General features: G+C 58.1%; 7 protein-coding genes and 1 pseudogene. All 8 read left to right on the top strand.

Annotated features, from left to right (window positions below; genetic code table 11):
- Positions 1–112 precede the first annotated feature (112 nt).
- Positions 113–2,281, top strand: a pseudogene (gene bamA, locus ACIQVE_RS28160) (outer membrane protein assembly factor BamA); the annotation flags it as partial.
- Between the two features lie 45 nt (positions 2,282–2,326).
- Complete coding sequence (locus tag ACIQVE_RS28155) at positions 2,327–2,830, top strand: OmpH family outer membrane protein (RefSeq protein WP_042557882.1); 504 nt, start codon at positions 2,327–2,329, stop codon at positions 2,828–2,830.
- Between the two features lie 3 nt (positions 2,831–2,833).
- Positions 2,834–3,889, top strand: coding sequence for a UDP-3-O-(3-hydroxymyristoyl)glucosamine N-acyltransferase (gene lpxD / locus ACIQVE_RS28150; RefSeq protein WP_402814970.1), 1,056 nt, complete (start codon positions 2,834–2,836; stop codon positions 3,887–3,889).
- 106 nt (positions 3,890–3,995) lie between these two features.
- Positions 3,996–4,436 carry a 3-hydroxyacyl-ACP dehydratase FabZ gene (gene fabZ, locus ACIQVE_RS28145; protein ID WP_016771469.1) on the top strand — a complete coding sequence of 147 codons (441 nt, stop codon included), beginning with the start codon at positions 3,996–3,998 and terminating at the stop codon, positions 4,434–4,436.
- The gene (lpxA, locus tag ACIQVE_RS28140; protein ID WP_402814967.1) at positions 4,433–5,209 is read left to right on the top strand and encodes an acyl-ACP--UDP-N-acetylglucosamine O-acyltransferase; all 777 of its coding nucleotides are present in this window, start codon (positions 4,433–4,435) and stop codon (positions 5,207–5,209) included. Before fabZ ends, lpxA begins: the two co-directional genes overlap by 4 nt.
- A 2-nt stretch (positions 5,210–5,211) precedes the next feature.
- Positions 5,212–6,342 carry a lipid-A-disaccharide synthase gene (gene lpxB / locus ACIQVE_RS28135; protein ID WP_402814964.1) on the top strand — a complete coding sequence of 377 codons (1,131 nt, stop codon included), beginning with the start codon at positions 5,212–5,214 and terminating at the stop codon, positions 6,340–6,342.
- Positions 6,343–6,353: 11 nt separating this feature from the next.
- On the top strand, positions 6,354–6,980 hold the full coding sequence (rnhB, locus tag ACIQVE_RS28130; protein WP_402814973.1) for a ribonuclease HII: 627 nt from the start codon (positions 6,354–6,356) through the stop codon (positions 6,978–6,980).
- A gap of 76 nt (positions 6,981–7,056) precedes the next feature.
- Positions 7,057–10,578 (top strand): DNA polymerase III subunit alpha, encoded by a 3,522-nt coding sequence (dnaE, locus tag ACIQVE_RS28125; RefSeq protein ID WP_402814961.1) that lies wholly within the window; start codon positions 7,057–7,059, stop codon positions 10,576–10,578.
- The last annotated feature ends 162 nt before the right edge of the window (positions 10,579–10,740 follow it).

Here is a 10,740-nt window from a genome sequence, read left to right as displayed (position 1 = left end):
AACAATAAAACGCCGGGGCCCCCCCCCCGCCCCCCCGGGTCCCCTTCCCTACAATGATACGGCATACGAGATGCTGAATCGTGACTGAGTTCAACTGTGCTCTTCCGATCTTTTCTTTCAAGACATCCAGCTGGGCCGCGAAGGCAACGTTCTGGTGATCACGGTCGTCGAACGTCCGTCGGTTGCCAGTATCGAGATCGAGGGCAACAAGGCGATCTCCACTGAAGACTTGATGAAAGGCCTCAAGCAATCCGGTCTGGCCGAAGGCGAAATCTTCCAGCGTGCCACCCTCGAAGGTGTGCGTAACGAACTGCAGCGCCAGTACGTCGCGCAAGGTCGCTATTCGGCAACGGTCGATACCGAAGTGGTATCGCAGCCGCGTAACCGCGTTGGCCTGAAAGTGAAGATCAACGAAGGCACCGTTGCGGCCATTCAGCACATCAACGTGGTGGGTAATACGGTTTTCCCTGAGGAAGACCTGACCGACCTGTTCGAGCTGAAGACCACCAACTGGCTGTCGTTCTTCAAGAACGATGACAAATATGCCCGTGAAAAACTGTCCGGTGACCTGGAGCGTCTGCGTTCCTACTACCTGGACCGCGGCTATATCAACATGGATATCGCCTCGACCCAGGTGTCCATCACCCCGGACAAGAAGCACGTCTACATCACTGTCAACGTGACCGAAGGCGAGAAGTACACCGTTCGTGACGTCAAACTCAGCGGTGATCTCAAAGTCCCTGAAGATCAGGTCAAGTCCCTGCTGCTGGTGCAGAAAGGCCAGGTGTTCTCGCGCAAGCTGATGACCACTACTTCCGAACTGATCACCCGTCGTCTGGGTAACGAGGGTTACACCTTCGCCAACGTCAACGGTGTGCCTCAGCCGCACGATGATGACCACACTGTGGATATCCTGTTTGCCGTCGATCCGGGCAAGCGTGCTTATGTCAACCGCATCAACTTCCGTGGTAATACCAAGTCGGAAGACGAAGTGTTGCGTCGTGAAATGCGTCAGATGGAAGGTGGCTGGGCTTCGACTTACCTGATCGACCAGTCCAAGACCCGTCTTGAGCGTCTGGGCTTCTTTAAAGAGGTCAACGTCGAAACCCCTGCTGTTCCGGGCGTCGATGACCAGGTTGATGTTAACTACAGCGTTGAAGAGCAGGCTTCTGGTTCGATTACCGCCAGTGTCGGTTTCGCCCAGAGTGCTGGTCTGATCCTCGGTGGTTCGATCACCCAGAACAACTTCCTCGGTAGCGGTAACCGCGTCAGCATCGGTCTGACCCGAAGCGAATACCAGAGCCGCTACAACTTCGGCTACGTTGACCCCTACTGGACCGCCGACGGCGTAAGCCTGGGTTACAACGCGTTCTACCGCACCACTGACTACGATGAACTCGACGCCGATATTTCGAGCTATGCCGTAGACAGCCTGGGTGCTGGCGTTAACGTTGGCTACCCGATCAGCGAGACTTCGCGACTGACCTTCGGTCTGTCTGCACAGCAAGACAAGATCAACACCGGTCAATACACCGTTGACGAGATTTTCGACTTCGTTAACAAGGAAGGCGATCAGTATCTGAACTTCAAGGCTTCGGCCGGCTGGTCCGAGTCGACTTTGAACAAGGGTGTAATGCCGACCCGTGGTCGTTCCCAGAGCCTGACCCTGGAAACCACCATTCCCGGCAGCGACCTGTCGTTCTTCAAACTTGACTACCGTGGTCAGCTGTTCCAGCCGATCACTGAAAACTACACTCTGCGTATGCACACCGAGCTGGGTTATGGCGACGGTTATGGTTCCACAGACGGCTTGCCGTTCTATGAAAACTACTATGCTGGTGGTTTCAACTCGGTACGTGGCTTCAAGGACAGTACCCTTGGTCCACGCAGTACTCCGAGCCGTGGCAATAACCCGGGCACCTCGTTGGATCCGGACCAGGATCCACTGCCATTCGGTGGCAACGTCCTGATTCAGGGTGGTCTGGAAGTTTTGTTCCCGATGCCATTCGTCAAGGATCAGCGTTCCCTGCGTACTTCGGTATTCTGGGACGTGGGTAACGTTTTCGACTCGCAGTGCAAGGACACCACCAATGCAAACGGCTCGTCGTCCAACACCAAGTGCAACGACATCAGCCTGAGCAACATGGCAAGTTCCGTCGGTGTAGGTGTGACCTGGGTCACCGCACTGGGTCCTCTGAGCTTCGCGTTGGCCATGCCGATCAAGAAACCGGATGACGCTGAAACTCAAGTGTTCCAATTCTCCCTCGGCCAGACGTTCTAAGCGTCTGACCCAAGATAACGACAATGGATTTTGTAGGAGTGCATCGTGCGTAAGTTGACTCAATTGGTTCTCCTGGCCTCCGTATTGGTGGCAGGCCCGGCTTTCGCCGACATGAAAATCGCTGTTCTGAACTATCAGATGGCCTTGCTGGAATCCGACGCGGCGAAGAAGTATGCCGTGGATGCCGAGAAGAAGTTCGGTCCTCAACTGACCAAACTGAAGACTCTGGAAAGCAGCGCCAAAGGCATTCAGGATCGTCTGATGGCCGGTGGTGACAAGATGCAGCAAGGCGAACGTGAGCGTTTGGAGCTTGAATTCAAGCAAAAGGCCCGTGACTTCCAGTTCCAGTCCAAAGAACTGAACGAAGCCAAAGCCGTTGCCGACCGCGAAATGCTCAAGCAACTGAAGCCAAAGCTGGATGGCGCAGTGGAAGAAGTCATCAAGAAAGGTGGTTTTGACCTGGTGTTCGAGCGTGGTGCAGTGATCGATGTCAAACCTCAGTACGACATCACGCGCCAGGTTATCGAGCGCATGAATCAGCTGAAGTAACCCATGACCGTGACTATCAAGCTCGGCCAGTTGGCCGAGTTCCTCGGCGCCACCCTGCGTGGCGACCCGGAGAAGCAAATTACTGGGCTAGCCACTTTGCAAGAGGCTGGCCCAGCTCAGTTGAGCTTTCTGGCAAATCCGCAATATCGCAAATTCCTTGCCGGTTCTCAGGCAGCCGCGTTGCTGCTCAAAGAAGCGGACGCCGAGGGTTTTGCCGGTAATGCACTGGTGGTGCCGGATCCCTATCTGGCCTACGCACGCATCTCTCACTTGTTCGACCCCAAGCCAAAAGCCACTGCGGGTATCCATCCTTCAGCGGTTATTGCTGCTGATGCAGTGGTTGATCCAACCGCCAGCATCGGTGCGTTTGTGGTGATCGAGGCGGGTGCGCGAATTGGTGCGCAGGTCACTCTGGGCGCCCATTGTGTCATCGGTGCGCGCAGTGAAATCGGTGAGGGCGGCTGGCTCGCTCCACGGGTGACGCTGTATCACGATGTGCACATCGGCAAGCGTGTGGTTATTCAGTCCGGTGCCGTACTCGGTGGCGAAGGCTTCGGCTTTGCCAATGAGAAGGGTATCTGGCAGAAAATCGCCCAGATTGGTGGTGTGACCATCGGTGACGATGTGGAGATCGGCGTGAATACCGCCATCGACCGCGGTGCGTTGGCCAATACCGTGATCGGCAATGGTGTAAAGCTCGACAACCAGATCCAGATTGCTCACAACGTCCAGGTCGGTGACCACACCGCGATGGCTGCGTGTGTGGGCATCTCCGGCAGCACCAAAATCGGCAAGCATTGCATGCTGGCCGGCGGTGTCGGTCTGGTCGGGCACATTGATATTTGCGACAACGTTTTCCTGACCGGGATGACCATGGTGACCCACTCGATTACCGAGCCGGGTGCCTATTCTTCCGGCACAGCCATGCAACCGGCTGCCGAATGGCGCAAAAGCGCGGCACGCATCCGTCAGCTCGATGACATCGCGCGACGTTTGAAACAGCTGGAAAAGCGCGTAGGGGAAGTGACCCCTGACGGCAATGCTTCATCAGATGGCTGATACCATTTCCATATCAAGTGTGCACAGCCGCTAGACTGCCTCCTTGATTTGCTAGAGGAGTGCGCGTCAGTCGCGCTCCCAATCTTTACATAGGCTTCCCCCCGAAATGATGGACATCAACGAGATTCGCGAATACTTGCCTCACCGTTACCCGTTCCTGCTGGTGGACCGGGTGGTGGAGCTGGACACTGAAGGCAAGCGAATTCGCGCCTACAAGAATGTCAGCATCAATGAACCGTTCTTCAATGGCCACTTCCCAGCGCATCCAATCATGCCGGGCGTGCTGATCATCGAAGCGATGGCTCAGGCTGCAGGGATCCTCGGTTTCAAAATGCTCGACGTCAAACCGGCCGACGGCACCCTGTATTACTTCGTAGGTTCGGACAAACTGCGCTTCCGCCAGCCGGTTAAACCGGGCGACCAGTTGATTCTTGAAGCCACGTTCATCAGCTGCAAGCGCAAGATCTGGAAATTCGAATGCCAGGCTTCGGTTGATGGCAAGCCGGTCTGCTCGGCCGAGATCATCTGCGCGGAACAAAAAGTATGAGTTTGATTGACCCTCGCGCAATCATCGATCCGTCCGCCGTTCTGGCTGACGGCGTCGAGGTCGGCCCGTGGTCGATCATCGGCGCAGGTGTGGAAATCGGCGAGGGTACCGTGATCGGGCCACATGTGATCCTCAAAGGTCCGACCCGCATCGGTAAACACAATCGCATTTACCAGTTCTCCTCGGTAGGCGAAGACACGCCCGATTTGAAGTACAAGGGCGAAGAAACCCGCTTGGTGATCGGTGACCATAACGTCATCCGTGAAGGCGTGACGATTCACCGTGGTACCGTTCAGGACCGTTCGGAAACCACGTTGGGCGATCACAACCTGATCATGGCTTATGCCCACATCGGCCATGACAGTGTCATCGGCAATAACTGCATTCTGGTCAACAACACCGCGTTGGCTGGCCACGTGCACGTTGACGATTGGGCGATCCTCTCCGGGTTTACCCTGGTGCACCAGTATTGCCACATTGGCGCCCACAGCTTTTCTGGTATGGGCACGGCGATCGGCAAAGACGTTCCAGCGTTCGTCACGGTATTCGGCAACCCGGCCGAAGCCCGCAGCATGAACTTTGAGGGCATGCGCCGTCGCGGGTTCAGCGATGACGCGATACACGCGCTGCGCCGTGCCTATAAAACTGTCTATCGCCAAGGGCTGACGGTTGAGCAGGCATTGGCCGACCTGGCAGGACCTGCTGCGCAGTTCCCGGAAGTCGCTGTGTTCCGCGATTCCATCGAGTCGTCGACTCGCGGCATCACCCGCTGATCATGGCCAATTTGCGTATTGCGCTGGTGGCGGGGGAGGCTTCCGGTGACATTCTCGGTGCCGGGCTCATGCGTGCCCTCAAGGCACAACATCCGTCGGTCGAGTTCATCGGTGTCGGTGGTCCGTTGATGGAGGCCGAAGGCCTGAGTTCCTACTTTCCCATGGAGCGCTTGTCGGTCATGGGGTTGGTTGAGGTGCTCGGCCGGCTGCGTGAGTTGCTCAAACGCCGCAAGAAGCTGATAGCCACGCTGATTGCCGAGAAGCCTGACGCGTTCATCGGCATTGATGCCCCGGACTTCAACCTCAATATCGAACTCAAGCTGCGTCAGGCCGGGATCAAAACCGTGCATTACGTGAGCCCTTCGGTGTGGGCGTGGCGGCAGAAGCGCGTGCTGAAGATTCGCGAAGGTTGTGATCTGATGCTTACGCTGTTCCCGTTCGAAGCCAAATTCTACGAAGAGAAGGGCGTGCCGGTGCGGTTTGTCGGTCACTCGCTGGCTGACGCCATTCCGCTGCAAGCCGATCGCGCCGCTGCGCGTGCCGAATTGGGCCTGCCCGACGGGCCGCTGGTCGCGTTGATGCCGGGCAGTCGTGGCGGTGAAGTCGGTCGTCTCGGCGCATTGTTTCTCGATACCGCCCAACGCCTGCGCGCCCTGCGCCCCGGTGTGCGTTTTGTCATGCCGTGTGCCAGTCCGGAACGCCGTGTGCAACTTGAAGAACTGCTCGCCGGCCGTGATCTGCCGGTGACCTTGCTCGACGGCAAATCCCACCTCGCTCTGGCAGCGTGCAACGCAGTGCTGATCGCTTCCGGCACGGCGACCCTTGAAGCGCTGTTGTACAAGCGGCCGATGGTGGTTGCGTATCGCCTGGCGCCGCTGACGTTCTGGATTCTCAAACGCATGGTCAAGAGCCCGTACGTGTCCCTGCCGAACCTGCTGGCCCAGCGCCTGTTGGTGCCGGAATTGTTGCAAGACGATGCGACAGTCGAGGCGCTGGCTCAGACCCTGTCGCCATTGATCGAGGGCGGCGAAGAGCAGACCCGCGGTTTCGACGAGATCCATCGCACACTCCGGCTGGATGCTTCCAACCAAGCGGCGGATGCCGTGCTGAACCTGGTCGGTCAAACACGATGAGCAAAAAAGATATGCAGATGGGCCTGGATTTCACGCTGGTTGCCGAAGTTGAAGAACTGGTCGCCGGCGTCGATGAAGTCGGTCGTGGCCCGTTGTGCGGTGCGGTGGTGACGGCGGCGGTGATCCTCGATCCGAACCGGCCGATCCTCGGTCTCAATGACTCGAAGAAACTCACCGAAGCCAAGCGTGAAAAGCTCTACGACGAGATCATTGAGAAATCTCTCAGTTGGTGCATCGCCCGCGCCGAAGTCGAAGAAATCGACGAACTGAACATTCTGCACGCGACCATGCTGGCCATGCAGCGCGCGGTGGCCGGGCTGCATATTCAGCCGAAACTGGCGATGATCGACGGCAATCGCTGCCCGCACTTGCCAATGCGCGCCGAAGCGGTAGTGCAGGGCGATGGCAAGGTTCCAGCCATTGCTGCGGCGTCGATTCTGGCCAAGGTCAGTCGTGACCGCGAAATGGCCGCGTTCGAGTTGATTTATCCGGGTTACGGTATCGGCGGCCATAAAGGCTACCCGACGCCCGTTCATCTGGAAGCGTTGGCGCGGCTAGGGCCGACGCCGATTCACCGGCGCTCGTTCGCCCCGGTGCGTCAGGCTTATGAGGCGCTGGAAGGTCTGACGCAGGTTTAGTCGCAAGGCTGATGTTTTGTTCGAGGCCCGGTACAATCCGGGCCTTGTTGTCTCTCTGTAACTGGACAGGATCACTATGCCGGCTTCATTCGTTCATCTACGCCTGCACACTGAATACTCCCTGGTCGACGGGCTGGTGCGGATCAAGCCGCTGGTCAAGGCGCTGACCGCCATGAACATGCCGGCGGTCGCGGTCACCGACCAGAACAACATGTGTTCCCTGGTCAAATTCTATAAAAACACCATGGGCGCAGGCATCAAGCCGATCTGCGGCGCGGACCTGTGGCTGTCGAACAAGGATCCGGACGCGCCCCTGAGCCGGCTCAGCCTGCTGGTGATGAACGCCAAGGGCTATCGCAACCTCACCGAGTTGATCTCGCGCGGCTTCATCGAAGGCCAGCGTAACGGCATGATCATCATCGAGCGTGAGTGGGTTGCTGAGGCGAATGAAGGCCTGATCATGCTGTCCGCTGCCAAAGAGGGCGAGATCGGCATGGCCCTGATCAGTGGCAACCCGGCCGAAGCCGAGGCCCTGACGCGTGAGTGGATGACGGTGTTTCCGGACCGCTTCTACCTGGAAATCCAGCGCACCAGTCGCCCTAACGATGAAGAGCAGTTACATGGCGCCGTGGCCTTGGCCGACAAGCTCGGCGCGCCGCTGGTGGCGAGCAACGATGTGCGTTTCATCAAGCAGGAAGATTTCGCCGCCCACGAAACCCGCGTGTGCATCGGTGAGGGGCGAGCCCTCGACGATCCGCGCCGTTCGAAGAATTACAGCGATCAGCAATACCTCAAAAGCGCCGAGGAAATGGCCGAGCTGTTCAGCGACATTCCCGACGCGATCGAAAACACCGTCGAGATCGCCAAGCGCTGCAACATCGATGTAAAGCTGGGCACGCACTTCTTGCCCAACTTCCCGATTCCCGATGGCATGACCATCGACGAGTATTTCCGCAAGGTGTCCTTCGATGGTCTCGAAGAGCGGCTGGCGGTTCTGCTGCCAAAAGACACCACCGAAGATTACGAAGCCAAGCGTCAGGTCTATGTCGACCGGTTGAATTTCGAGCTGGATATCATCATCCAGATGGGCTTCCCCGGTTACTTCCTGATCGTTATGGACTTCATCCAGTGGGCCAAGAGCAACGGTGTACCGGTAGGCCCGGGCCGTGGATCGGGTGCCGGATCGCTGGTGGCCTATGTGCAGAAGATCACCGACCTCGATCCGCTGGAATATGACCTGCTGTTCGAACGTTTCCTTAACCCGGAACGGGTTTCCATGCCCGACTTCGACGTCGACTTCTGCATGGATGGGCGTGACCGGGTCATCGACTACGTGGCCGAGAAATACGGCCGCAACGCGGTAAGCCAGATCATTACATTCGGTTCCATGGCCGCGAAGGCAGTGGTGCGTGACGTGGCGCGGGTGCAGGGCAAGTCTTACGGTCTGGCGGATCGTCTGTCGAAGATGATTCCGTTCGAAGTCGGCATGACCCTGGAAAAAGCCTACGAGCAGGAAGAGATCCTGCGCGACTTCATCAAGGTCGATGAAGAAGCCGCGGAAATCTGGGAGATGGCGCGCAAGCTTGAAGGCGTTGTGCGTAACGTCGGTAAACACGCCGGTGGTGTGGTTATCGCCCCTACCAAATTGACCGACTTCTCGCCGATCTACTGCGACGAGGCTGGCGACGGTCTGGTGACCCAGTTCGACAAGGACGACGTTGAGGCTGCCGGTCTGGTGAAGTTCGACTTCCTCGGCCTGCGAACCCTGACGGTCATCGACTGGGCGCTGAAGACCATCAACCGCGACCGCGCCAAGGTCGATCAGCCGCCGCTGGACATCGCGTTCATCCCGCTGGATGACAAGCCGACCTATCAGCTACTGCAAAAAGCCGAAACCACGGCGGTGTTCCAGCTCGAGTCGCGCGGCATGAAAGAGCTGATCAAAAAGCTCAAGCCCGACTGCCTGGAAGACTTGATCGCACTGGTGGCCCTGTTCCGTCCGGGCCCGCTGCAATCGGGCATGGTTGACGACTTCATCAACCGTAAGCACGGCCGCGCCGAGCTGGCGTACCCGCACTCGGACTACCAGTACGAAGGCCTCAAGCCGGTATTGGCGCCGACTTACGGCATCATCCTGTATCAGGAACAGGTGATGCAGATTGCCCAGGTCATGGCCGGATACACCCTCGGCGGTGCGGACATGCTGCGTCGGGCCATGGGTAAGAAAAAACCCGAAGAGATGGCCAAGCAGCGCGGCGGTTTCATTGAAGGTTGCAAGACCAACAATATCGAAGCCGACCTTGCCGGTAACATTTTCGACCTGGTGGAAAAATTCGCCGGTTATGGCTTCAACAAGTCTCACTCCGCCGCTTACGGCCTGGTGTCGTACCAGACCGCCTGGCTGAAGACGCATTACCCGGCGCCGTTCATGGCGGCGGTGCTGTCGGCGGATATGCACAACACCGACAAGGTCGTGACCTTGATCGAAGAAATTCGCACCATGAAGCTGCGTCTCGACGCGCCGGATGTGAACACTTCGGAATTCAAGTTCACGGTGAACGACGACGGCCGCATCGTGTACGGCCTCGGCGCAATCAAAGGCGTCGGCGAAGGCCCGGTGGAGGCGATTACCGAAGCGCGTCAGGCGGGGCCGTTCAAGGATCTGTTCGACTTTTGCGCCCGCGTCGACCTCAAACGCATCAACAAGCGCACCCTTGATGGCTTGATCCGCAGCGGTGCTCTGGATCGTCTTGGCCCGTATTTTCACGACGAACAAAAGGCTTATCAGGCCAACATCGACCGCAACCGCGCCGTGCTGCTGGCGGCGATGGAAGAGGCAATCAAGTCGGCCGAGCAGACCGCCCGTACCCGCGACAGTGGTCACGCCGACCTGTTTGGCGGGCTGTTCGTCGAGGAAGACGCCGATGTTTATGCGGTGCATCGCAAAGCCAAGGAGCTGACCCTCAAGGAACGTCTCAAGGGTGAGAAAGACACCTTGGGCCTGTACCTGACCGGTCACCCGATCGACGAATACGAAGGCGAGATCCGTCGTTTCGCCCGTCAGCGCATCATCGACCTGAAACCGGCCCGGGATACGCAAACCGTAGCGGGGATGATTATTGCCCTGCGGGTGATGAAGAACAAAAAGGGCGACAAGATGGGTTTCATCACCCTCGACGACCGCTCCGGGCGTATCGAGGCGTCGCTGTTTGCCGAGGCGTTCCACTCGGCGCAGTCGCTGTTGCAGACCGACGCGATGGTGGTGGTCGAAGGCGAAGTCAGCAATGACGACTTCTCCGGCGGCCTGCGCCTGCGGGTCAAGCGGGTGATGAGCATGGAAGATGCGCGCACCAACCTCGCCGAGAGCCTGCGTCTGAAGTTGCAGACCAAGGATCTGAAAGGCGATCAGCTACGCTGGTTGGGCGATCTGCTCAAGCGTCATCGCGGGGCGTGCCCGATCACCATGGAGTACACCAGCCCCGATGCGAAGACCTTGCTGCAGTTCGGCGAGACCTGGCGAATCGACCCGGCGGATGCGTTGATTCAAGCCCTGCGTGACCAGTTCGGGCGAGACAACGTCTTCCTCCAATACCGTTGACCGGCAAGTGCCATCATTGCGCTTGCCCGCAACCTGAATTTTTAATCTCGACCTCAGCGCGCCTCTCCCTTAAGGTAGGGCGCGAATAGACAACCGGCCGGCCCAAGCTCATTTGGGACACGACCCAAGACGGACGCCTATGAACCCGAATTTTCTAGATTT

It is taken from the genome of Pseudomonas sp. NPDC098747, from assembly GCF_044760045.1.
Classification (GTDB): Bacteria; Pseudomonadota; Gammaproteobacteria; order Pseudomonadales; family Pseudomonadaceae; genus Aquipseudomonas.
The sequence above is the reverse complement of the archived record's forward strand: the minus strand, read 5'-3'. Positions and strand labels throughout refer to the sequence as shown.

What these genes read in the sequence shown, in the direction of transcription:
- lpxD (WP_402814970.1), top strand. Translation starts at nt 2,834, where the DNA reads ATGACCGTGACTATCAAGCTCGGCCAGTTGGCCGAGTTCCTCGGCGCC.
- fabZ (WP_016771469.1), top strand. Translation starts at nt 3,996, where the DNA reads ATGATGGACATCAACGAGATTCGCGAATACTTGCCTCACCGTTACCCG.
- lpxA (WP_402814967.1), top strand. Translation starts at nt 4,433, where the DNA reads ATGAGTTTGATTGACCCTCGCGCAATCATCGATCCGTCCGCCGTTCTG.
- lpxB (WP_402814964.1), top strand. Translation starts at nt 5,212, where the DNA reads ATGGCCAATTTGCGTATTGCGCTGGTGGCGGGGGAGGCTTCCGGTGAC.
- rnhB (WP_402814973.1), top strand. Translation starts at nt 6,354, where the DNA reads ATGCAGATGGGCCTGGATTTCACGCTGGTTGCCGAAGTTGAAGAACTG.
- dnaE (WP_402814961.1), top strand. Translation starts at nt 7,057, where the DNA reads ATGCCGGCTTCATTCGTTCATCTACGCCTGCACACTGAATACTCCCTG.